We start from the raw sequence: 22171 nt of genomic DNA, 5'->3' as shown, positions 1-22171 counted from the left end.
GCCTTCATCGCCAGTTCCCCTCCTGCTGCCGCATCAGCCGGTCGCGCGTGCTGGTCGGCTGCTGGACGAAATCGTCCTTCTGGCCGGGATAGCGCCCGGACTTTGGTTCCATCGTATCGAGGTTCCACTCCGCCGCGACGAAGGGCGCGCGGGTGGGTTCGACCACCGGATAGCCGCCAACTTCCTCCTCGCTGTCGATGATCTCTCCGCGGCCTTCGGCGACATCGAATATCACGCGGATGTCATGCGCATCGCGGTCCCACGGACGGGCGCCGGCATATCGCAGGACATGCGTTTCCACCTGATTCGCCGGGAGCACGTCGAGCGCTTCGGGCCAGATGGGCGGCTCGTCGGTTTCGACGATCTTCGCGGGGCTGGTGGTGTAGCGGCCGAACATCGGCAGCGGCTCGCCCAGTCGGCCGACCGCGACATTATCTCGCCCGTAGTAGTGCAGGTCGCCGACGCCGCCGATCGCCAGGAAAGTGATGTCGTCGCGCGTGGAGAAACCGGCGCGCAGGACATTGCCGACGGCCGAGAGTTCACCGGCCTGGTGCGGGTGGTCGCCCCACTCCAGATCCATCAGGTTGTAATGGATAGCCTGCGTGCCCGGATTGAAGATGAAGTTATTCACCACCGCCGCTTGCGCGCCGCCCTTCAGCATCGGGTTGCGCTCGTAATTGTGGGCATAGAGATTGCGGTAGATGAGGATGCCGGTCGCGTTGTCGTGGATCAACGAGCCCTTGCTGTGCTCTCCCTTCGGATGGCTGGCATGGGCGAGACCTTCGGCGAGGATGTTGTAGGAGAACGTAATATTCCGTGAGGTTCCCGCGCGCCATTCCTCCACCGTCTCGCCGGTAAAACGGGGGCCGGAGGCGGACAGGTTCTCGTCTACGGCCCAGGTGATGGAGCAATGGTCGACGATCACATTGCGGGCGGCGACAGTGGAAATGCCGTCGGCTTCCCAGTCGCTCCGTTGCGACTTTCCGGATACGCCGGAGCGGATGCGGATGTGGCGAACGATGACGTCGTGCGTGCGAATGTCGAAGCCGCCCCGAACGACGGTGATTCCGGGGGACGGGGCGGTCTGTCCGGCAATCGTAAGGTAAGGCTCGTCGACATTTATGGTGGTGAGGCCGAGATCGATCACGCCGCCGACCTCGAACACCACGATTCGCGGGCCGGGCGCCTCCAGCGCCGCCTTGAGCGAGCCGGGCCCGTCGGCATCGAGATTGGTGACCCGTATGATCGCGCCGCCGCGTCCGCCCTCGGTCACCGCGGCCCACCCGGCCGCGTCCGGAAAGGCTTCCGCGCGTAGCGGCGAGGCCACAATCAGCAGCAGAAGGGGCAGCAGAACACGCATCATCATCTCTCTCCCAATCACCGGTCTTGACAGCGTCTCGCGCCGGGCGCAGTCTTATGACACCGGTTACTTACATCTTACAACCGGGATGATGACTGAGCGGATAAGCACAGCATCGGCGGGAGAGAGTGAAGGGGCGCCGTCATTGCCTCAACTCCAGAGTTCGTTCTCCCCAGCCATGCCGTCGTCTGGCTTAGACACCGGTGTCATACGGTTTTATTCGCCTCCATGGGCGAAAAGGACAAGGGAGAGAGGAATGCGCAAGGATCAGAACATCGAGCGGCGGAAGCTCACGCTGACGCGGCTTATGGGGGCCACTTCGTTTTTTGTCTTGGCGGCCGCCGCGCTGCCGACCGCGGCAAGCGCGCAGGAGACCGATACATCCCCAAGCCCCACCAGCGGGGCCGCGGATGAAGCGGTCGCCGAGGAGGCGATCGGGGAGGAAGGCAACGTAATCGTCGTAAGCGGCTTCCGCGCCTCGCTCGATGCCGCGCTCGACATGAAGCGCGAATCGGTTTCCGCGATCGACGTCATCGTGGCAGAGGACATCGCCAAGTTCCCCGATCAGAACCTCGCCGAGTCGCTGCAGCGCATTCCGGGTGTCGCCATCGAGCGCGACGCCGGCGAGGGGCGTGCGATCACCGTGCGCGGTCTCGGCGCGCAGTTCACCCGCGTTCGGGTCAACGGCATGGAGACGATCGCGACGTCGACCGACGGCGCGTCCGCCAACCGCGACCGCGCGTTCGATTTCAACGTCTTCGCGTCCGAGCTGTTCAATTCGATCGTTGTGCACAAGACCGCTTCGGCCTCGCTCGACGAGGGTTCGCTGGGCGCCGTCGTGGATCTCAACACCGGCAATCCCATCAGCTACGGCGCCGGCCTGACGCTGACCGCATCGGCGCAGGCACGCTACAACGACCTCAACGACAATGTCGGCCCGCGCCTCGCCGGGCTGATCGGCTGGACCAACGACGCCGAGACGTTCGGCGTGTCCGCATCGGTCGCCTATTCGAAGTACAAGACCTCGGAACTCGGCAACAACTCGGTGCGCTGGGCGCAGGATCCGTTCCGTTCGGTCAACGGCGTCGCATGCGACCTCGACAATCCGACCGGCGAGTGCGCGGAGGTCGCCGATGCCTTCCACCCGCGCATTCCGCGTTACGGCCTGGTGGACCACGACCGCGAACGCCTGGGTGCCACCGCCTCAATCCAGTTCCAGCCGACCGACCGCACCAATATCTCGATCGACGGCCTCTATTCGAACTTCAAGGAAGATCGCGACGAGTTCTGGGGTGAGGTGCTTCTCCGCAGCGAAGAAGACACCATCGACATTTCGAACTACGTGATCGACGGCGACAACAACATCATATCGGCCGAGCTGGACAACGCCTACGTCCGCACGGAACGTTACCACCGCGAGAGCGAGACCGAGTTCTATCAGATCTCGGCCAATATCGATCACGAGTTCAGCGATGGGTTCAGGGGTACGCTGCGGGGCGGCTTCTCCCGGTCGGATGCGGACATTCCGATCGAAACCTCGCTGATGTTCGACGACCGGGCGGACGGTTACACCTACGACTACAGCGACATGAAGTCGCCGCTCCTGGTCTTCGGCCCGGGGATCGACGATCCTGCAGCGTTTGAATTCGCCGAGTTCCGCGACCGGCCGTCGTTCCTCACCAACAAGTTCCGCACGATTGCGCTCGACCTGGAGTGGGACGTGGCCGACGGCTTCCAACTCGCCAGCGGCGCGTTCTACCGCCGGTTCGATTTCGACACGATCGGATACCGTCGCGACGGCGTCTACTGTCAGGAGTTCGACTGCGCGCCGGGTGCCACCGGTGCGCCGGTGACCGGCGATCTGGCGGAAATCTTCGATCTTGGCGACGCGGGTCAGCCATCGGGCAACACCAATAGCTGGGTGGTCCCCAATCTCGACGCCGCGACCGACTTCATCGACCTGTACGGCCGCGAACGCGTGCTGCAGCAGGGCGAGCAACGCGATGTCACGGAAGAAGTGAAGGGCGGTTGGCTGCAGGCGAACTACGAAACCTCGCTGTTCGGCATGCGTGTGACGGGTAACGCTGGCGTCCGTTACGCCAAGACCGACCAGACGTCAGGGGGTTTCCTCAGCGGCACCTATCTGACGGTCGAGCGCAGTTACGACGACTGGCTGCCGGCGATGAACGTCAATATCTTCCCCGCCGACAACCTGATCCTGCGCAGTGCCATCGCCAAGGTGATGACCCGGCCGAGCCTGGGATCGCTCACGCCGGGCGGCTCGGTCGATCAGTTCAACTACCGCATCTCTTCGGGCAATCCCTACATCGACCCCTATCGCGCGACCAATTACGACGTGGCGCTCGAGTGGTACTTCGCTCCCGGCGCGCTCGCGTCCGTCGCACTGTTCGCAAAGGACATCGTGAGCTTCCCGCTGGGCACGTCGACCGAGGGTACCTGGGCCGACAGCGGCTTGCCGACGTCGCTGCTGACACCCGGAACGCCGGTTTACGACGCGATCGTCAATGGCACGGACCCGGACCGCGAATTCGAGTTCAGGACGACCGGGAACGGGCCGGGGGCAAGCCTCAAGGGCGTCGAATTCGGCCTTAATCTGCCGTTCTCGGTGTTCTCGGACTCGAGCATGCTGCGCCACTTCGGCGTGCTCGGCAACGTCACCCTGATCGACAGCGAGGTCGATTACACGGTTAGCGGTGACGTCTACACTCGCCCGCTTCTCGGGCTGTCGAAGAAGTCGGCGAACGGCACCGTCTACTATGACGACGGCAAGCTCTCGATCCGCGTGTCGGCTGCCTATCGCGGCGGCTATCTCACCGGCACGAGCGGCAACAGCAACATCTTCGAAGGGTTCGGCAGCTCGCTCAACCTCGACGCCGCCATCAGGTACCAGGTTACCGACCAGATCGAAGTGTCGCTCGACGGCACCAATCTTACCGACGACTACCGGTATCGCTGGACCGACGATTTCGCGCGCCGGAACTACGAGAACAATCACTTCGGCCGGGTGATCATGGCAGGCGTGCGCTTCAAGCTGTGATGCGCTTCGTCAGGTAACTCCCCCTTGGCCGGCTCGCACGATCGGTGCGGCCGGCCACTTCTTTCTTGCAAGGAGGTTTCTCCAGCATGTTCGATCGAAGGACCGGCCTGAAGGCGGTCGCAGCCGCCGGTATCCTCCACCTCCTGCCGGGCCGGGCCCTGGCGCAGGGCTCACGCGCGACGTCCGCGCTCGACCCCTATGCGCACATGGCTTGGGGCAAGGGCTTCGAAGGGCAACGCAAGGCGGACCTCGGCGACGGACGGTTCCTCAATCCGGTATTCGCCGGCGACCATCCGGATCCGACCATCCTGCGGGATGGGGACGATTACTATCTCACTTTCTCCAGCTTCGATGCTTATCCGGGCCTCGTCATCTGGCACAGCCTCGATCTGGTGAACTGGCAGCCGGTGACGGCCGCGCTCACGAAGCCGATCGGTTCCGTCTGGGCGCCCGAGCTGGTCAAGCACGACGGCCGCTACTTCCTCTACATCCCGGCGCGGTTCCCCGATTACAAATCGATCTACGTCATCCACGCGGAGCGGATCGAAGGGCCGTGGTCCGACCCGATCGACCTGAAACTCCCCGATCATATCGATCCCGGCCATGCCGTGGGCGAGGACGGCAGCCGCTGGCTGTTCCTCTCCGGCGGCGACCGCGTGCGGCTGGCGCCCGACGGCCTTTCGGTCGTGGGCGAGGTCGAGCATGTCTACGACCCCTGGCGCTATCCGGAGGAGTGGGTGGTCGAGACGTTCGCGCCCGAGGGACCCAAGATCACCCGGCGCGGCGACTACTATTACATGACCACGGCCGTGGGCGGCACGGCGGGGCCGCCGACCGGACATATGGTCATCATGGCGCGCTCGCGTTCCATTCACGGCCCTTGGGAGCATGCGCCGAACAACCCGCAGATCCGCACGAAGAGCGCGCGCGAGAAATGGTGGTCGCGCGGCCATGCGACGCTGTTCGAAGGGCCGGGCGGCCAGTGGTGGATGATCTATCACGGCTACGAGAACGGCTACTGGACGCTCGGCCGGCAGGCCTTGCTGGAACCGGTCGAATGGGCCGAGGACGGCTGGATAAAGCCGATTGGCGGCGATCTGTCGGAGCCGATCAAAAAGCCGATTGATCTCGCCGACCAGCAGCACGGGATGCCGCTCAGCGACGATTTCACGGCCGACAAGTTCGGCGTCCAGTGGAGCTTCTACGACCCCGCGCCCAACGAGGTGCAGCGCCTCCGCCGGGCGAACGGCGTGCTCCACATGCGCGGCAAGGGGAGCACGCCAAGTGATTGTTCACCGCTGTCGTTCGTCAACGGCGACCAGCGCTATCGCATCGAGGCGGATGTCGAGGTAGATCCGGGCGCCGAAGCGGGGCTGCTCCTGTTCTACAACCGGCGGCTCTATGCCGGGCTCGGTTTCGGGGAGAAGGGGCTGATGATGCACCGCTACGGCCTGCAGCGCGCGCGCGGCGCCATACCCGGCCAGCGCGACAAGGGCGCGGCACCGGTGAATCGGATGCGGATTCGGCTGACCAACGACCGCAATATCCTCACCATCCACACCAGCCAGGACGGCGGGCGAAGCTGGCAGAAGTTCGACGTGCAGATGGAAGTCTCCGGCTATCATCACAACGTCGCATACGACTTCCTCAGCCTTCGCCCGGCGCTCTACGTTGCCGGAAGCGGCGAAGGGCGGTTCTCCAATTTCACCTATGAGGCACTGGCATGAGGTTCGATCGCAGAACCGCCTTGATGGGCGGCGTGGCGCTGGGCCTGGCGTCGCGCGCAGCGGGCCAGACCGCTGCCCCCGCAACGCTCGCTTCGCCTCATCTGACTTTTCCCGACCCTACGGAGACGATCGATCTGTGGCCGACGGGCGCGCCGGGGGCGCCCGAGACGCTGCCGGTGGAGACGGTGAAGGAACGGAGCACCGACCCGGCGTTCAACGACCGCTACGTCTTCGGCATCAACCGACCACGCCTCGCCGTCTTCCGCCCGGAACGCCCGAACGGCGCTGCGGTGATGATTACGCCCGGCGGCGGCTACAGCTGGGTGGTGATCGATAAGGAAGGCTACGAGATGGCCCGTTGGCTGAACGGGCGCGGCATCACTGTATTCGTTCTCTTCTACAGGCTTCCGCACGAAGGCTGGGCCGCGGGACCGAACGTGGCCCTGTCGGATGCGCAGCGCGCCATGCGCCTGATCCGGCATCGTGCCGATGCTTACGGTCTCGATCCGAAGCGCGTGGCGGCGATGGGCTTTTCCGCCGGGGGCCACTTGTGTGCCGATCTGATGACCCGCTTTGACGCCGGCGTCTACGACGCCGTCGATGCTGCCGACACCCTCTCCGCCCGCCCGGATGCCGCAGCGCCGATCTATCCGGTCATCTCCATGACCGCTCCCACGGCTCATGCCGGATCGCGCAAGAACCTGATCGGGGAAGGGGCATCTCCGGAACTCGAGCGGGCCCATACGCCCAGCTTCAACGTGCCCGCCGACGCCCCGCCCGCTTTCCTCCTCCACGCGGAAGACGACGACTCGGTGGTCGTCGAGAACACCCTGATGCTCCGCGCCGCGCTACGCGAGCGGGGCATCGCCACCGAGACGCATCTCTACGCCGACGGCGGCCACGGCTTCGGCCTGCGCCTGGCCGAAGGCAAGACGGTCGAGGGCTGGGAGCACCTCTTTCACCGCTGGGGCCAAGGGCAGGGGCTGTGGGCATGATCTATCGTCTGTTCTGCGCGCTCGCGCTGATCCTGACCGCCGTGCCGCAGGCGCAGGCGCAGAGCCGCGACGAGATCGAGCAGACCATGAAGCGCGCGACCCGGTTCATGGTCGAAGAGGCTGCGACCAACGGCGGCTATGTCTGGTCTTACCTGCCTGATATGTCCCGCCGCTGGGGCGAGCTCGAGGCGAAACCGAGCATGATCTGGGTGCAGCCGCCGGGCACCGCGACCATGGGGAACCTGTTCCTCGACGCCTATCATGCCACCGGCGACGAATACTATTACCAGGCGGCGGAGAAGGCTGCCGCGGCGCTGATCTGGGGCCAGCACCGGAGCGGCGGTTGGAACTACTTCATCGATTTCGCCGGCCCTGCTTCGACCCGTCACTGGTACGAGACGGTCGGCCGGAATGCCTGGCGGATGGAGGAATTCCAGCACTACGCCGACAACGCGACCTTCGACGACGCCGGCACATCGGAAGCGATGCAGTTCCTCCTGCGCCTCTACGTCGAGAAGCTGGACCCGAAATACCGCCCGGCGCTCGACAAGGCGATCGGATTCGTTCTGGAGAGCCAGTATCCGATCGGCGGCTGGCCCCAACGCTGGCCATACGACCCCGAGTATCCCGAATACGCCCGCTACATCACGTTCAACGACGACGTGGCGGCGGAGAACATCAAGTTCCTGCTCATGGTTCACCAGACGCTCGGGGACCCGCGCGTGGTGGAGCCGGTCATCCGGGCGATGAACGCCTTCGTGGTGACGCAGCTCGGGGCGCCGCAGCCGGGTTGGGCGCTGCAATATACGCTCGATCTGAAGCCTGCGGCTGCGCGCACTTACGAACCCAACGCGCTCCACACGGGCACGACGGCGGCCAATGTGCGGCAGCTCATGGACTTCTATCGCATGACCGGCGAGACCAAGTTCCTCGCCCGCATTCCGGAGGCGCTGGACTGGCTGGAGTCGGTGCGCCTGCCGGAAGGGCAGGGAAGCGGCGACCGCCATTTCCCGACCTTCATCGAACTCGGCACCAACCGGCCGATCTATGTCCACCGCCGCGGCTCGAATGTCGTGAACGGGGAATATTACTGGGATTACAGCCCCGAAGCGCCGCTCGGTCACTATTCGGCCTATCGCGCAATCGATGTTGCGGCGCTGCGGCGGGAGTATGAGGCGCTGAAGGCCCTGCCGCCGGAGGAGGCCGTCCGCGGTTCGCCGCTTCGCGCGACAGGGAAGACACCGCTTCCGCGCTATTTCGTGGTGGATCTCGAAACCGGCTCCGATCTCAACGCGCAGGGCGGGGCCGAGCCCGACGATCTCGTCCGCACGCTGAACGAGGACGGCTGGTGGCCCACGCCGCTTCGGGCGACGAGCAACCCCTACCGGGGTGACGGCCCTGCCGAACCGGCGCCCGGCGACTTCCGGTCGACCCACGTGGGCGATGCGACCGATACTTCGCCCTACACCACCGACACGCTCGTCATCGGCATTTCGACCGCGACCTATATCGCCAACATGAGCCGCCTTATCGAGGCGCTGGTTTCGGACCGGTGAGGCTGGCATGACCTTGCGCCTGGGCGAGTCCACGGTCGAGCACCTGCCGGGCGACGTCGAACGGCCGGCGTACGATCGCGCCGCCATGCGGAGGGGTGTCGTTCACCTCGGCATCGGCGCCTTCCACCGCGCTCATCAGGCTGCGGTCTTCGACGATCTCCTCGGGCGCGGCGACATGCGGTGGGGCGTCCGCGCCGCTTCGTTTCGCTCGCCGGCGACACGCGATGCCATGGCGCCGCAGGACGGGCTCTACAGCCTCGTCGTGCGCGACGGGGCCGAGGAGCGGGTGCGCGTCATCGGCGCAGTCGCGGACGTGCTCCTGGCGCCTGAGAATCCCTCTGAACTCGTCAAGGCGCTAGCGGCACCAGAAACCCATCTCGTGACCCTGACGGTGACCGAGAAGGGCTACAAGCTCGATCCGGCGACCGGCGCACTGATCGAGGCGGACAGCGACTTGGCTTCGGACCTTGCCGTTCTTCACGCTCCGAAAACGGCGCCGGGGTTCCTCGTCGCCGCTCTCGCCCTGCGACGGGAGCGAGGGCTGGCGCCCTTCACGGCGATCTCGTGCGATAATCTTCCCGAGAACGGCCGGCGGCTCGAGGCAGCGGTGCTCGCCATGGCCGGACGCCGCGACCCGGTGCTCCGCGATTGGATTGCCGAGAAGGGCGCCTTTCCGCAGACCATGGTCGACCGCATCGTGCCGGCGACCGACGCGGCGGACATCGAGCGGCTGGCTGCCCGGACCGGGCTGCTCGACCGCGCGATGGTCAAGACCGAGCCGTTCACGCAGTGGGTGATCGAAGACCGTTTCGCAGGCGAGCGGCCCGACTTTGAAGCGGTGGGCGTTCAGGTGACTGCCGATGTCGCGCCCTGGGAGACGGCCAAGCTCCGCCTCCTCAACGGCGCGCATTCGGGGATCGCCTATCTCGGTGCGCTGGCGGGGATCGAGTTCGTCGATCCGTTCGTGATGACCGACACGGGCTCTGCCTTCGTCGAGGCGCTGTGGGATGAGGCTGAGGCCACGCTCGCGCCGCCCGCGGAGCTCGACATTGCCGCTTATCGCCGGGCGCTCATGGCGCGCTTCGCCAACGCCGCGCTCGGGCACCGGACCCGCCAGATTGCGATGGACGGATCCCAGAAGCTGCCGCAGCGACTGGTCGCCTCGCTCGTCGCGCGGCAGGACAGGGGGCTCGCCTCGCCGATGACGAGCCTCGCGATCGCTGCCTGGATGCGCTGGCAGGCGGGGCGCTGCGACGATGGTACCCGCCACGCGGTCGACGATCCGCTCGCCGATCGCACCGCCGCGATCTGGGCTGCCGCTGCCGATCCTGACGACGCGGCGCGCCGTCTGTTGGCAATCGAGGCAATCTTTCCGCCGGCGCTCGCCGGAAGCCCTGCGGCGGACGAGATCGCCGGCTGGCTCGGGGAGCTGGTTCGGAATGGCGCTGCCGCGACTCTTGCGGCGGCAGTCCGCGATCAGCGGCCGTAGCGGGAGAGGCCGAGCCCGTCGGGGTCGATCGGCGGGGTCTCACCGCCCACCACGGCCGAGATCACGCGGCCCGACCCACAGGCCATAGTCCAGCCCAGCGTGCCGTGGCCGGTGTTGAGGAACAGGTTCGGCACGGGTGTTGCGCCCACGACAGGCGTGCTGTCGGGCGTCATCGGGCGCAGCCCGCTCCAGAAGTTTGAAGGAGCTTCGTTGGCCGCGGCACCGGGAAACAGGTCGTTGAGCGAATGGCGCAAGGTCGCCTCGCGCCGCGGGTGCAGCGCGCGGTCGAAGCCCGCGAGTTCGGCCATTCCGCCGACCCGGATGCGGTCGCCGAGCCGGGTGATCGCGATCTTGTAGCTCTCGTCGAGCAGGGTCGAGACCGGCGCGCGCGCCGCGTCGGCCACGGGCAGCGTGATCGAATAGCCCTTTACCGGATAGACCGGCAGACGGAGACCGAGCGGGCGCAGCAGCGCGGGCGAATGGCTGGCGAGGGCGACGACATAGGCATCGCCGTGTACAACACCGCGCTCGGTGCGGACGCCCGTAACGCGGTCGCCATCCCGCTCCAGAGCCTCGATCGTCGTGCCGTACTGCATGTCCACGCCCATGCCTGGAAGCCGCTCGGCAAGCAGGCGGGTGAACACGTGGCAGTCGCCTGTCTCGTCGCCCGGCAGGCGCAGGCCGCCCATGAAGCGCTCACGCGAGACGGAAAGACCCGGTTCGGCGCCGACGCAGCCGTCGCGGTTGAGCAACTCGTATGCGACCCCGTACTGCTCCAGCACGGCAATGTCGCTCACGCTCGCATCGAGTTGCTTCTGCGTGCGGAAGAGCTGAAGCGTCCCCAGCGAACGCTGATCGTAGTCCAGGCCGAGCTTGCCGCGCAGCGCGATCAGCTCGTCCCGGCTGAACTCGGCAAGACGGACCATGCGGCTCTTGTTGAGCGCATAGCGCGCGGTCGTGCAGTTGCGCAGCATCGCCATGACCCAGCGCAGCATGGCCATGTCGAGCTGCGGCTGCAGGATCAGCGGAGCGTGCTTCATGAGCAGCCAGCGCAGCGCCTTCACCGGAATGCCGGGTGCCGCCCAGGGGGAGGCGTAGCCAGGCGAGATCTCGCCTGCATTGGCGAAGCTGGTTTCCAGCGCCGGCCCCGGCTGGCGGTCGATCAGCACGACCTCGTGCCCGGCCTCGGTCAGGTAGTAGGCCGACGTCACGCCGACCACGCCGGCGCCCAGAACGATCACTCTCATCGATGGTCCCCTGGCGCCCGCACCCGTGCGGCGCCACTTTCGAGATAGATGCGCGCATGCCGCGCGCCCAACTGCGTCAGAATTTCGTAGGCGATCGTCCCCGCATCGCGCGCAACTTGATCGAGGGACTGCGAAGGGCCGATCAGCTCGACGAAGTCGCCCTCGTGCAATGCTTCCTCGGGCAGCGCGCTGATGTCGACGGTCGTGCTGTCCATCGATACGCGTCCGACGATCGGAAGCCGCATGCCGCCGTGCCAGGCAGCGCCGACGCCGCCGAGACAGCGCGGCCAGCCGTCCGCATAACCGATGGCGATCGTCGCCAGCCGCTGCCGCGCCGCCGCGATGTGCTCGAAGCCGTAGCCGACGCCGGTACCCGCCTCGATCGTGCGGATCTGGAGGATGCGCGCATCGAGCCGGACGACGGGCCGCAGTCCCTCGGCAAGAGGGCCCGGATCGACTCCGAACAGGGCGACACCTGGACGCGCGAGGTCGCCGTGAAACTCACCGCCGAGGAATGCGCCACCGCTGTTCGCAATCGATGCCGGAACGCCGGGAAAATGCGCGTGGACCGCGCGAAAGCGCGCGAGCTGCTCCGCGTTGGCGGCGCGCGCCGGTTCGTCGGCACAGGCGAGATGGCTCATGACGAGGCGAAGATCGACTTCGCGCGCGAATGCCGGATGACTCGCCAGATCGATCGCCTCGACGGGTGGCAGGCCGAGGCGCGACATGCCGCTGTCGACTTGCAGCGCTGCCGGAAGCGGTCGGCCTTTTGCGCGGGCAAGGGTGCGCCAGCGTTCGACCTGCGTCGCGGAATTCAGAACCGGCACGAAACCGGGCTCGGCGCAACGTGCCTCGCTTCCCGGATCGATGCCGTTGAGGATGATGATCTCGGCATCACTGCCGAGAACCTGCGCGAGCGGGCCCGCCTCGCAAAGCTGCGCGACGAAGAACCTGCGGCAGCCCTCCCGATACAGCGCCGGGCCAACCATCGCCACGCCCAGGCCGTAGGCGTTCGCCTTGACGACGGCACCGCAGCGCGCCGGTGCAATACGCCCGGCAATCGTGCGGTAATTGGCGCGGATGGCGTCGAGATCGACGCTCAACCGGCTCGAGAATGCGTCGATGGTGATTGGTGATGGCATTCCCGGCTCCTCCGGCGGGAATACTGCATATCCTGCTCAACGTTTCGCCAATCTGGTATATTAAGCGCTATAAACTGCCGTATGGACGGCATGATCTGCCAAATGATGGAACATTCTGCATGAAAGCTCTCGACCACGCCGACTGCCGGATCCTCAACCGCCTGCGACTCGACGCGCGGATCACCAACAGCGCGCTAGCCGCAGAGGTCGGCCTGTCGCCGTCCGCATGCCTGCGGCGCGTGAAGCTGCTCGAAGCGTCCGGTGTGATCCGGGGCTACACCGCGATCGTCTCCGGCACGGGGCCGAACGAGGGGACGATCGCCATCGTCGAAATCGAACTGGAGCGGCAGACCGAGGAATATCTGGTCCGCTTCGAAGCCGCCCTGCGCCGCCATCCGGAGGTTCAGGAGTGGTATCTGATGACCGGCAACGGCGACTATATCCTGCGCGTCCAGATTGCCGGGATCGACGATTACGGTGAGTTCCACCGTGACGTCCTCTCCCGCCTGCCGGGGGTCTCGCGCATCACCTCGAGCTTCGCCATGCGCAGCCATCGCCGGCGGTAGATGGCGCAGCGATCAACTCACGGAACGTGAACGCGTAACCAGTCGTTGGCAGATTGTTTGAGGAGGCCGTCATGCCGGAGATCGGGCGCACCCGCTGGGCCATTGCGGAAGGTTACATCCCGGGCGAGAGCAGTTTCGACGATCCTGCGCTCGTTTCCCATGAAACCGCCTGCATCCTGAACGCCGGCGACCGGGAGGCGAGGGTCGAAATCACACTATATTTCACTGACCGCGATCCCGCGGGACCCTACCGGGTCACGGTTCCTCCCCGGCGAACGCTGCACCTGCGCTTCAACGATCTCGAGGATCCCGAACCCGTTCCGCGCGACACCGACTACGCCTCGGTCGTCGAAGCGGATGTACCGATTGTTGTGCAGCATTCGCGGCTGGACTCGCGCAGGAGCGAAGTCGCGCTGTTGACGACCATCGCTTATTCGGAGCGCTGACGCCTCGCTCCACGATCAGCCGAGAATGGCGACGCTGCGCAGGATCAGGCGGACCAGCTCGGTCTGGCGGCTGACGCCGACTTTGGCGAAAATCCGCTTCGAGTAGGAGCGCACGGTGCTTTCGGTCAGGCCCAGTTCCTCGGCCGCTTCGGTCAGCGAGAACCCTTGCGTGAGCAGGGCGGCGAGGCCGGCTTCGGACGGCGATAGATCGAACAGCGCGGCTATCAACTGCTCGAACGTGGCGCCGGGCGCCGGATCGGTCGCATAGACGATCGCGCCGGGGCTGGCGTCGATCGGCGCCGCACGTTCCCGCTCGATCGCGCGCACGAGAATGCCCAGGCCCTCGTTGGCCGGATCGGCGCAGCGGAAGGCACGGACGAGACCGGCGCCCGTGCTCTCGATCCGGCTCAGCAGCGCCTCCTTCACGATCCGCTCGAACTTGCGCGAGTCCGTCCGCCCGCCCACCGCCAGGTGCCGGTCCGCGAGACGGAAGGTCTCTCCGCGATCGATCTTCGCCTCCGCCGCCTTGTTCATCCGCAGCACGCGGCCGCGGCCGTCGAGGATGAAGGTCGCGATGGTGAGGCGGTCGAGCGTGGAGGTGAGCACGCCGATTTGGCTCTCGTCGCGCTGGATGCGCGAGAACAGCTCCAGTGCGATCTGCACATGCGGCCGCAGCGCGGCCATCAGTGCCTTGTGCCGGGCGGTGAAACGGAAGCTCTCCGAATGCGCGACCAGCCCGAGGTTGCACTCGATCCCACCGGGCTCCGCGACATACATGCCGAGCGCCTGCGCGATGCCGTAAGGCTTCATGATCTCCAGGTAGAACTCGTCGCGCTCAAGCCCTTCGCGCGGAGCGACTTCCTCGAGCAGGAGGATCTCGCCAGTGCGCTTCAGGGCGTTGCTCATGGGGTCGAGGTCGCCGAGTGCCGCCTGGCGCGAGTGGATCGTGCGCGCCACTACCGGATCGACCGCCGGGGGTTCCGCCCACAGCGTGACCGAGGCGAGGCCCTTGCGGCTGAGCTGGAGCGAGATCGCCGCGTTGTCGCACCCTGCCGTCTCCGCCAGGGCGCGCAGGAAGGCGCGCCAGGGTTCGAGCTCGATCGGGCCGCGATAGAGCGTTGCCAGCAGCTCGGGATCGAGTGCCATGGTTTCGGCCTTTGCCCGCGCCGTCATCCGCCACCGTCCTGTGCGAGGGCGAGAAACGCGGGGACCTCGCCCCCGCCGTGCAGCTCGATCGCCGCGCCGGAGACGTAGGCGGCCTCGGGCGAGGCGAGCCAGGCCACGCAGGCGGCAACGTCGTGCCCGCGCGCCATGCGCTTCATCGGCAGCGTGGCGCCGAGTCGCGCAACGCCTTCCGCGCCGCCGTAATGCTCGACCTGATCGGGATTCTCGACCAGGCCGATCACGATCGCGTTGACCCGAACGTCTGGCCCCCATTCCATCGCCAGCCCCTTGGTCGCGCTGATCAGCCCGGCCTTGGCCGCGCCGTAAGCAACCGTGCCGGGCGCCGCGCGCAGGCCTGAGATGCTGGCGATGTTGACCACTAGACCGCCCGCATTGCGCAAGGCGCCATAGGCTGCACGTGCGAGGACGAGCGGCGCGACCAGATTGAGGGCAATCACTTTCTCGAGCAGTTCGGGCGAGGAGTTGGCGACCGGCGCCGCCGGCGTGCCCCCGGCGTTGTTGACCAGCAGGTCTAGGCGCCCGAGCCGCTGCGTTGTCGTCGCCACGAGCGCTTCGACGGCGCCGGGATCGCGCACGTCGGTCGGCAGGAACAGCGCTTCCCTTCCTCCGGCGGCTACCGGCTCCGCGGGCGCACGGCGCGCGCAGACGGCGACCTGCCATCCGTCGGTGAGCAGCCGTTCGGCAATCGCGCGTCCGATGCCGCGCGTTCCTCCGCTGATCAATGCGACGCGTTCGCTCATGCCGTGGTTTCCATCCTCTCTGGCCTCATCTGGAGCCTATCCCCGGGCACCGCAAGCCGCCGTCACCAAATGGGGGTATCGGCCGGTCGCCCTCAGCCGCATCTGTCGGTCCGGGAAGTGAGGATCGAACGACCGGCCATGCCGACGATTGACAAGACGATGGACGCCGCTGCGGTGGTCTCCCGGTTGCGGAGCGGCATGACGCTGGGGATCGGCGGCTGGGGCCCAAGGCGCAAGCCGATGGCGCTGGTGCGCGAGATCCTGCGTTCGGACCTCACCGACCTGACCCTGGTTTCGTACGGCGGCCCCGAAGTCGGCATGCTGTGCGCGGCGGGCAAGGTCAGAAAGCTCATCTTCGCCTTCGTGTCGCTCGACGAGATTCCGCTCGAGCCCTGGTTCCGCAAGAGCCGCGAGGGCGGCGCGATCGAAGTGCTCGAACTCGACGAAGGCATGTTCCAGTGGGGCCTCAAGGCCGCGGCGTACTCGGTGCCGTTTCTGCCGACGCGGGTGGGGCTCGGGACGGATCTCGTCGAGGTGGGCGAGCTCAGGACGGTCACCTCGCCCTACGGCGACGGCGAGGTCCTGGTCGCCATGCCCGCGCTGAAGCTCGACGCCGCCCTGATCCACGTCCACCGGGCGGACCGGCGGGGCAACGTGCAGGCGCTCGGGCCCGACACCTATTACGACGAATGGTTCGCCAAGGCGGCGGCCGAATGTTTCGTCTCCTGCGAGGAGTTGGTCGACGCGATGGAGGTTTCCTACCCGCAGGACGTCAGGGCCAACCTGTTCGAACGGTGCTTCGTGACCGGCGTCGCCGAGACGCCCGGGGGGGCGCATCCGACGACCATGCCGCCTTCCTACGGGTGGGACATGGGCTGGCTGAAGAAATATGCCGCCGCCGCGAAGGATCCGGGCGACTGGAGCGCGGTCGCCGAATGGACGGTGGGCGCCAGCGAGGCCGATTATCTCGCCTCGGTCGGCGGGCAAGAGGGAGTAGCGGCGCTTCCGCTGCCGGTGTTCTGATGAGCATTACGCTGGCAGAACTGTGCATCGTCGCCTGTGCGGAAGCGTTCCGCACGAGCCGCGAGATCATCGCCACCGGCATCGGGCCGATCCCCCGCCTCGGCGCGGGCCTGGCCAAGCTGACTCACTCGCCGGGCCTGCTGATGACCGACGGCGAGGCGTTCCTGGTCGAACAGCCGGTGCCGCTCGGCGCGACGGGTGACGAACGCCCCATGCCGGCCGGATACCTGCCGTTCTCGCGCTTCTTCGACAGCGCGGTGTGGAGCGGGCGGCGGCACGCGATGGTGACCCCAACCCAGATCGACCGGTTCGGGCAGACCAACCTTTCGGCGCTGGGCGGTACGCATACGCGGCCCAAGGTGCAGATGCTGGGCGCGCGGGGCTTCCCCGGCAACGGCATCTATCACCCGAACTCGATGTTCATTCCGGCCCACTCGACGCGCGTATTCGTGCCGGGCGAGGTCGACCGCGTGTCGAGCCCCGGGTACAATCCGGCGCGGCGGATACCGGGCGGGAATTACACCGGCATCGACCTGCGCCGCATCGTCACCAATCTGTGCGTGATGGATTTCGGCGGCTCCGATCATGCGATCCGCGTGATCTCGCTCCATCCGGGCGTCGGCTTCGCCGAGGTGCAGGAGGCGACGGGCTTCGAGCTGATCGACGCGGTCGAGGGCGAGACGGTGTTGCCGGGCGAAGATCAACTCGCGCTGATCGCCCGGCTCGATCCGCGCGGCATCCGTTCGCGGGTGCTCAAGGACAATCCGCCCGCGGAAGGACGCCTGCAATGACCGACCCCACCGGCGATGGCCTCGAACCGCCGACCCCCAGCGAGCACGACTACGAGACCGATGAGCCGGTGCTCTACGAGGCTGCCGGCGGGATCGCGCGCGTGACGCTCAATCGCCCGCGCTATCACAACGTCCAGAACAGCCAGATGACCTATGCGCTCGACGACGCGTTCCGCCGCGCGGTCGACGATGACGCGGTCAAGGTGATCGTGCTCAAGTCCGACGCGAAGCATTTCTGCGCTGGGCACGACATCGGCTCCCCCGGGCGCGACTTCCACGTGACCGTCGACCGGCGGTTGATGTGGTACGATCATGCCAACAAGGCCGGGGCCGAGAAGGCCTATATCCGCGAGCAGGAACAATACCTCGGCATGTGCAAGCGGTGGCGGGACATTCCCAAACCGACGATTGCGCAGGTCCACGGCGGCTGCATCGCGGGCGGTCTGATGCTCGCCTGGGTCTGCGACCTGATCGTCGCGTCCGACGACGCCTTCTTCCAGGATCCGGTGCTGCAGATGGGCTTTCCGGGGCTGGAGTACTTCGCCCATTGCCATGAGCTAAACGTGCGCGTGGCCAAGGAATTCCTGTTCCTGGGCGAGCGCATGGGCGCGCAGCGGGCCTACGAGATGGGCATGATCAATCGCGTGGTGGCGCGGCCCGAACTCGAGGCGGAGGTCGCGCGCATCGCCGGCCGCATCGCCGAGCAGCCGCGGCTGGCGCTCCAGCTCGCCAAGCAGGCCTGCAACCACATGGAGACGCTTGCGGGCAAGAACGCCGGGATCGACGCGGCCTTCGGCTATCACCACTTCGCCCACGCCAACAACACGTTGGTCAAGGGTGACTACATCGCCGGGTTCGATGGCAAGACAATGGCCGAGAAGAACAAGCGGCAGACGGGCGAGGACTGACGCTTGGCCGATCCGCTCGCCACTCCGCTGACCGATCTTCTCCGGTGCCGCCTTCCGGTGGTGCAGACCGCGATGGGCTGGATCGCAACGCCGCGGCTCGTGGCGGCGAGCAGCAACGCAGGGGCGTTCGGGTTCCTGGCGGGCGCGGTGATGAAGCCGGCCGAGCTGGCAGAAGAGATCGCGGAGACGGCCAGGCTCACGCCGCACCGGTTCGGGGTCAACTTCCACAGCTTCCAGCCCGGCGCGCGCGAGATCGTCGAGGTGATCCTTGCGAACAGCGAGCGCGTGGGCGCGGTGAGCTTCGGGCGTGGGCCCGATGCCGGGATGATCGCGCGCTTCAACGAGGCCGGGATCGTCTGCATGCCGACCGTCGGCGCGGTGAAGCATGCCGAGAAGATGGTTGCGCTGGGCTGCCGTGCGATCACCGTTCAGGGCGGCGAAGGCGGAGGCCATACCGGCTCGGTGGCGACCACCGTGTTGCTGCCACAGGTGCTCGACGCGGTGAACGTGCCGGTCGCCGCTGCGGGCGGCTTCGCCGACGGGCGCGGTCTGGCAGCGGCACTGGCGTGGGGAGCGAGCGGCATCGCCATGGGGTCGCGCTTCATGATGACCGCCGACAGCCCGGTGCCCGATGCCGTGAAGGTCGCCTATACGCGCGCGGGGACCGGCGACATCTTCGTCACCGACCGGATCGACGGCATTCCGCAGCGCATGATCCGCAATCCCGTGCTTGACCGCATCGAGAGCGGCGGCGTTCTGGGCAAATGGAGCCGCGGCCTCACCGCCGCCTTAGCCATGAAGCGCGCCACGGGTGCAAGCTGGGGTGAGTTGCTCGCCAGCGCTCGCGCAATGCGGAGCGAGGGGGGCAAGTCCTTCCCCGAAGCCATGCTCGCCGCCGCCGCGCCCGTGCTGCTGCAGAAGGCCGTGGTCGAAGGCGATGCGATCAATGGTCTGATGGCTTCGGGCCAAGTCGCCGGCCGGCTCGACGATCTGCCGACTTGCGCTGAGCTTCTCGCCCGGATCGAAACCGAAGCGCGCGAGCGGATCGCGGCGCTCACCGGCCGCTCGGCCGCAATCAAGGGAGCCGCGTGATGCCGATTGGCTGGTCCGTGGAAGATCGCATTGCTGAAATCGTGTTCGACGTGCCGCCGGTCAATGCGTTCGATTCCGCGACCTGGCTCAAGCTGCCGGGCATTATCGGTTCCCTGGCCGTGCGGCAGGACGTGCACTGCATCCTGATCCGCGCCGAGGGGCGGGGCTTCTGCGGGGGCGTGGACATCAAGGAGATGCAGGCGCATCCCGAGCGCATCAGCGATCTCAACCGCGGTAACTATCTGACTTTCAAGGCCGTTCGATCGGCCGAGATCCCGGTGGTGAGCGCGGTGCACGGCTTCGTGATCGGCGGCGGCATCGGAATTTGCGGCGCTTCGGACACGATCATCGCCGCCGAGGACGCCTATTTCTCACTGCCCGAGATCGACCGGGGGGCGATGGGCGGGGCGAGCCATCTGTCGCGGATGTTGCCGCTGCACAAGGTGCGGGCGGCGTTCTTCACCGGCGGCAAAATTCCCGCGGAAGAGGCCTGGCGGCTCGGCGCGATCGAGAAAATCGTGCCATGCGAGGATCTTAGAGCCGATGCACGCGCGTTTTGCGCCACGATTGCAGCGAAGAGCAGAAAGGCACTGACGGTAGCCAAGGAGGCACTCAACGGCCTCGAGGAGCGCGACGTCGACCGCGGCTACCGCTGGGAGCAGGGTTTCACCCTGGAAATGTACATGCACGAGGACAGCCAGCGGTCGCGCGACGCGTTCGTCGAGACCGGCGGGGCGGCGAAGTTCTGATGGATATCGCCTACACCACGCAGCAACAGGCTTTCCGGCAGGAGGTGCGCGAGTGGCTTGCCGCGCATGTCCCGGCCGAGCGGCTGGTCACGCTCGAGCGCAAGGAAGGATTCGACCAGCACGTCGCGTGGGAGCGCGAGTTGGCGAGCGGCAACTGGGGCATGGTGACCTGGCCGAGCGAATACGGCGGGCGCGGGCTCGATCTGATCGAGTGGCTGATCTTCGAGGAAGAATACTGGGCCGCCGGCGCGCCACTGCGGGCGAACCAGAACGGCATCTTCCTGCTCGGCCCGACGATCATGGAATTCGGTTCGGACGAGCAGAAGGCGCGCTTCCTGCCGCCGATGGCGAGGGGCGAGGTGATCTGGGCGCAGGCGTGGTCGGAGCCCGGCGCGGGCAGCGACATGGCGGCGATCAAGACCACCGCCTGGCGCGACGGCGATCACTACGTCATCAACGGGCAGAAGACCTGGTCGAGCCGCGCGAGCTTTGCCGACTGGGGCTTCGGCCTGTTCCGCACCGAGGAAGGGAGCCAGCGGCACAAGGGTCTCTCGTTCCTGCTGTTCGACTTGAACGCGCCCGGCATTACCCGACGCCCGATCCGCCAGCTTCACGGCGACCCGGGATTTGCCGAACTCTTCTTCGATGAAGTCCGCGTGCCCGTGGAGAACCGGATCGCCGGCGAAGGCGAGGGCTGGAAGGTGGCGATGGCGACCGCGGGCTTCGAGCGCGGGCTGATGCTGCGCTCCCCCGGCCGCTTCCAGGCGACCGCCGCGCGGCTGATGGCCCTGCTGCGCGAGACGGCGGACCGCGCCTCGCCGGGGCTGCGCGAGGAGGTCGTGCGGCTGTGGATGGGTGCGCAGGCCTATGCCTACAACACCTATCAGGTGGCGGCGCGGATCATGGCCGGCGGCTCAATCGGGGCCGAGGCGAGCCTGAACAAGATCTTCTGGTCCGAACTCGACCGCGCGATGCACCGCGCGGCGATGCACCTGCTCGGACCCGCCGCCGAACTGCAGACCCTGCCCGACGGCAGCGCGAACGAGTGGCTCGAGGGCTACATCTTCTCGCTCTCCGGCCCGATCTATGCAGGCTCGAACGAGATCCAGCGCAACATCACCGCCGAGCGCCTGCTCGGCCTGCCGCGCGTGGGAGCGGGCTGATGGATTTCAGACTTCCACCGGAAAGCGTCGAACTGGCCGAGGCCGTGCGGGAATACCTTGCCGGCACCCATGGACCGGACGTGCTGCGGCGGCTCGACGCCGGCGGCAACCGCGATCTGCGCATCTGGCAGGGCCTCGTCGAAATGGGCCTGACCGGACTGCTCGTGCCCGAGAGCGAGGGCGGGCTCGGCATGACGCTGCTCGGCGGCGCCCTGATCGCTCGCGAGTGCGGCCGCGCCTGCCTGGCCGAGCCGCTGGTCGACACAGCGCTCGTCGCGGTTCCGTGGCTGATCGCGCGCGGCGAAACCGATGACCTCGCCGTGATCGCGGCGGGCGAGAAGCTCGTCGCCCTGCCGCACGCGGTGAACCCGTGGGTCGCCGACGGGGAAGGAGAGGAACTCGCGAGTGTCGACCCGCTGCGCAACCTCGTCGCCGCGCCCGAGGACGCCGGCGACGATCCCCTGCTGCTCGATCTCGGCGCGCTGATGAGCGCGGCGCAGCTCGTCGGGCTGGCCGAGGCCATGCTCGACCAGGCGGTCGCCTATGCACAGGTGCGCGAGCAGTTCGGCCATGCGATCGGCGGGTTCCAGGCGATCAAGCACAAGCTGGCCGACGTCGCCGTTGCGCTCGAATTCGTGCGCCCGGTGCTGTGGCGCGCGGCGCAGGCGATGGACGACGGGCTGACCAGCGCACCGCTGCACGTCAGCCACGCCAAATATGCCGCGACCGATGCCGCCTACCTCGCAGCCGAAAGCGCGATCCAGGTGCATGGCGCGATGGGCTATACCTACGAGGTCGATCTCCATTTCTGGATGAAGCGCGCATGGGCGCTCGCCGGGGCATGGGGCGACCGCAATTTCCACTATCACCGGATCGAGGACGCCGCGCTCGGCGGCGCGCACCCCCTCGGCCCGCAGTACACATTCGCCTGAGG

General features: G+C 66.9%; 19 protein-coding genes. 14 read left to right on the top strand and 5 right to left on the bottom strand.

Going from position 1 to position 22171, the window contains the following annotated elements; genetic code table 11:
• Positions 1-4: 4 nt before the first annotated feature.
• Positions 5-1363 carry a pectate lyase family protein gene (locus AC3A5N_RS03115; RefSeq protein ID WP_487736308.1) on the bottom strand — a complete coding sequence of 453 codons (1359 nt, stop codon included), beginning with the start codon at positions 1361-1363 and terminating at the stop codon, positions 5-7.
• A gap of 253 nt (positions 1364-1616) precedes the next feature.
• Here AC3A5N_RS03115 and AC3A5N_RS03110 point away from each other — a divergent pair, with 253 nt between their 5' ends.
• From AC3A5N_RS03110 to AC3A5N_RS03090, 5 genes are all read left to right on the top strand, one after another.
• Positions 1617-4418 carry a TonB-dependent receptor gene (locus AC3A5N_RS03110; RefSeq protein ID WP_487735840.1) on the top strand — a complete coding sequence of 934 codons (2802 nt, stop codon included), beginning with the start codon at positions 1617-1619 and terminating at the stop codon, positions 4416-4418.
• Positions 4419-4504: 86 nt separating this feature from the next.
• Entirely contained in the window at positions 4505-6145 is a 1641-nt protein-coding gene (locus AC3A5N_RS03105; protein ID WP_487735839.1) for a family 43 glycosylhydrolase, read from the top strand.
• Positions 6142-7140: an alpha/beta hydrolase gene (locus AC3A5N_RS03100; protein ID WP_487735838.1), complete on the top strand. Its 999-nt coding sequence runs from the start codon at positions 6142-6144 to the stop codon at positions 7138-7140. The genes AC3A5N_RS03105 and AC3A5N_RS03100 overlap by 4 nt, the downstream gene beginning before the upstream one ends.
• Positions 7137-8696 carry a pectate lyase gene (locus AC3A5N_RS03095; protein ID WP_487735837.1) on the top strand — a complete coding sequence of 520 codons (1560 nt, stop codon included), beginning with the start codon at positions 7137-7139 and terminating at the stop codon, positions 8694-8696. The genes AC3A5N_RS03100 and AC3A5N_RS03095 overlap by 4 nt, the downstream gene beginning before the upstream one ends.
• A gap of 7 nt (positions 8697-8703) precedes the next feature.
• A complete protein-coding gene (locus AC3A5N_RS03090) occupies positions 8704-10185 on the top strand; it encodes a mannitol dehydrogenase family protein (protein ID WP_487735836.1) in 1482 nt (493 codons plus the stop codon).
• On the opposite strand, the gene AC3A5N_RS03085 is transcribed toward AC3A5N_RS03090, so the two are convergent.
• Both AC3A5N_RS03085 and alr read right to left on the bottom strand, forming a co-directional pair.
• Positions 10173-11432: a D-amino acid dehydrogenase gene (locus AC3A5N_RS03085; protein WP_487735835.1), complete on the bottom strand. Its 1260-nt coding sequence runs from the start codon at positions 11430-11432 to the stop codon at positions 10173-10175. The two genes, AC3A5N_RS03090 and AC3A5N_RS03085, sit on opposite strands and share 13 nt — an antisense overlap.
• A complete protein-coding gene (gene alr / locus AC3A5N_RS03080; RefSeq protein ID WP_487735834.1) occupies positions 11429-12574 on the bottom strand; it encodes an alanine racemase in 1146 nt (381 codons plus the stop codon). The genes AC3A5N_RS03085 and alr overlap by 4 nt, the downstream gene beginning before the upstream one ends.
• 119 nt (positions 12575-12693) lie before the next feature.
• Between alr and AC3A5N_RS03075 the strand changes: the two genes are divergently transcribed.
• Positions 12694-13140 (top strand): Lrp/AsnC family transcriptional regulator, encoded by a 447-nt coding sequence (locus AC3A5N_RS03075; RefSeq protein ID WP_487735833.1) that lies wholly within the window; start codon positions 12694-12696, stop codon positions 13138-13140.
• A gap of 71 nt (positions 13141-13211) precedes the next feature.
• Positions 13212-13586 carry a sensory rhodopsin transducer gene (locus AC3A5N_RS03070; RefSeq protein ID WP_487735832.1) on the top strand — a complete coding sequence of 125 codons (375 nt, stop codon included), beginning with the start codon at positions 13212-13214 and terminating at the stop codon, positions 13584-13586.
• 15 nt (positions 13587-13601) lie between these two features.
• Here the strand turns inward: AC3A5N_RS03070 and AC3A5N_RS03065 are convergent, their stop codons facing one another.
• Positions 13602-14759, bottom strand: coding sequence for a helix-turn-helix transcriptional regulator (locus AC3A5N_RS03065; RefSeq protein WP_487735831.1), 1158 nt, complete (start codon positions 14757-14759; stop codon positions 13602-13604).
• Positions 14756-15511: an SDR family oxidoreductase gene (locus AC3A5N_RS03060; RefSeq protein ID WP_487735830.1), complete on the bottom strand. Its 756-nt coding sequence runs from the start codon at positions 15509-15511 to the stop codon at positions 14756-14758. Before AC3A5N_RS03060 ends, AC3A5N_RS03065 begins: the two co-directional genes overlap by 4 nt.
• A gap of 138 nt (positions 15512-15649) precedes the next feature.
• Between AC3A5N_RS03060 and AC3A5N_RS03055 the strand changes: the two genes are divergently transcribed.
• From AC3A5N_RS03055 to AC3A5N_RS03025, 7 genes are read left to right on the top strand one after another with little or no spacing between them, the layout of a single operon-like run.
• Positions 15650-16534 (top strand): CoA transferase subunit A, encoded by an 885-nt coding sequence (locus AC3A5N_RS03055; protein ID WP_487735829.1) that lies wholly within the window; start codon positions 15650-15652, stop codon positions 16532-16534.
• The gene (locus AC3A5N_RS03050; protein WP_487735828.1) at positions 16534-17325 is read left to right on the top strand and encodes a CoA-transferase subunit beta; all 792 of its coding nucleotides are present in this window, start codon (positions 16534-16536) and stop codon (positions 17323-17325) included. Before AC3A5N_RS03055 ends, AC3A5N_RS03050 begins: the two co-directional genes overlap by 1 nt.
• Entirely contained in the window at positions 17322-18233 is a 912-nt protein-coding gene (locus AC3A5N_RS03045) for an enoyl-CoA hydratase (protein ID WP_487735827.1), read from the top strand. The genes AC3A5N_RS03050 and AC3A5N_RS03045 overlap by 4 nt, the downstream gene beginning before the upstream one ends.
• A 3-nt stretch (positions 18234-18236) precedes the next feature.
• On the top strand, positions 18237-19325 hold the full coding sequence (locus AC3A5N_RS03040) for an NAD(P)H-dependent flavin oxidoreductase (protein ID WP_487735826.1): 1089 nt from the start codon (positions 18237-18239) through the stop codon (positions 19323-19325).
• Positions 19325-20074 carry an enoyl-CoA hydratase family protein gene (locus AC3A5N_RS03035; protein ID WP_487735825.1) on the top strand — a complete coding sequence of 250 codons (750 nt, stop codon included), beginning with the start codon at positions 19325-19327 and terminating at the stop codon, positions 20072-20074. Before AC3A5N_RS03040 ends, AC3A5N_RS03035 begins: the two co-directional genes overlap by 1 nt.
• Complete coding sequence (locus AC3A5N_RS03030; protein WP_487735824.1) at positions 20074-21237, top strand: acyl-CoA dehydrogenase family protein; 1164 nt, start codon at positions 20074-20076, stop codon at positions 21235-21237. The genes AC3A5N_RS03035 and AC3A5N_RS03030 overlap by 1 nt, the downstream gene beginning before the upstream one ends.
• On the top strand, positions 21237-22169 hold the full coding sequence (locus AC3A5N_RS03025) for an acyl-CoA dehydrogenase family protein (RefSeq protein WP_487735823.1): 933 nt from the start codon (positions 21237-21239) through the stop codon (positions 22167-22169). Before AC3A5N_RS03030 ends, AC3A5N_RS03025 begins: the two co-directional genes overlap by 1 nt.
• Positions 22170-22171 lie beyond the last annotated feature (2 nt).

Source organism: Pelagerythrobacter sp. Soil_C_18 (genome assembly GCF_057657235.1).
The sequence above is the reverse complement of the archived record's forward strand: the minus strand, read 5'-3'. Positions and strand labels throughout refer to the sequence as shown.

Coding starts and splice junctions, on each gene's coding strand:
- AC3A5N_RS03115 (WP_487736308.1), bottom strand. CDS start 1,363: ATGATGCGTGTTCTGCTGCCCCTTCTGCTGCTGATTGTGGCCTCGCCG.
- AC3A5N_RS03110 (WP_487735840.1), top strand. CDS start 1,617: ATGCGCAAGGATCAGAACATCGAGCGGCGGAAGCTCACGCTGACGCGG.
- AC3A5N_RS03105 (WP_487735839.1), top strand. CDS start 4,505: ATGTTCGATCGAAGGACCGGCCTGAAGGCGGTCGCAGCCGCCGGTATC.
- AC3A5N_RS03100 (WP_487735838.1), top strand. CDS start 6,142: ATGAGGTTCGATCGCAGAACCGCCTTGATGGGCGGCGTGGCGCTGGGC.
- AC3A5N_RS03095 (WP_487735837.1), top strand. CDS start 7,137: ATGATCTATCGTCTGTTCTGCGCGCTCGCGCTGATCCTGACCGCCGTG.
- AC3A5N_RS03090 (WP_487735836.1), top strand. CDS start 8,704: ATGACCTTGCGCCTGGGCGAGTCCACGGTCGAGCACCTGCCGGGCGAC.
- AC3A5N_RS03085 (WP_487735835.1), bottom strand. CDS start 11,432: ATGAGAGTGATCGTTCTGGGCGCCGGCGTGGTCGGCGTGACGTCGGCC.
- alr (WP_487735834.1), bottom strand. CDS start 12,574: ATGCCATCACCAATCACCATCGACGCATTCTCGAGCCGGTTGAGCGTC.
- AC3A5N_RS03075 (WP_487735833.1), top strand. CDS start 12,694: ATGAAAGCTCTCGACCACGCCGACTGCCGGATCCTCAACCGCCTGCGA.
- AC3A5N_RS03070 (WP_487735832.1), top strand. CDS start 13,212: ATGCCGGAGATCGGGCGCACCCGCTGGGCCATTGCGGAAGGTTACATC.
- AC3A5N_RS03065 (WP_487735831.1), bottom strand. CDS start 14,759: ATGACGGCGCGGGCAAAGGCCGAAACCATGGCACTCGATCCCGAGCTG.
- AC3A5N_RS03060 (WP_487735830.1), bottom strand. CDS start 15,511: ATGAGCGAACGCGTCGCATTGATCAGCGGAGGAACGCGCGGCATCGGA.
- AC3A5N_RS03055 (WP_487735829.1), top strand. CDS start 15,650: ATGCCGACGATTGACAAGACGATGGACGCCGCTGCGGTGGTCTCCCGG.
- AC3A5N_RS03050 (WP_487735828.1), top strand. CDS start 16,534: ATGAGCATTACGCTGGCAGAACTGTGCATCGTCGCCTGTGCGGAAGCG.
- AC3A5N_RS03045 (WP_487735827.1), top strand. CDS start 17,322: ATGACCGACCCCACCGGCGATGGCCTCGAACCGCCGACCCCCAGCGAG.
- AC3A5N_RS03035 (WP_487735825.1), top strand. CDS start 19,325: ATGCCGATTGGCTGGTCCGTGGAAGATCGCATTGCTGAAATCGTGTTC.
- AC3A5N_RS03030 (WP_487735824.1), top strand. CDS start 20,074: ATGGATATCGCCTACACCACGCAGCAACAGGCTTTCCGGCAGGAGGTG.
- AC3A5N_RS03025 (WP_487735823.1), top strand. CDS start 21,237: ATGGATTTCAGACTTCCACCGGAAAGCGTCGAACTGGCCGAGGCCGTG.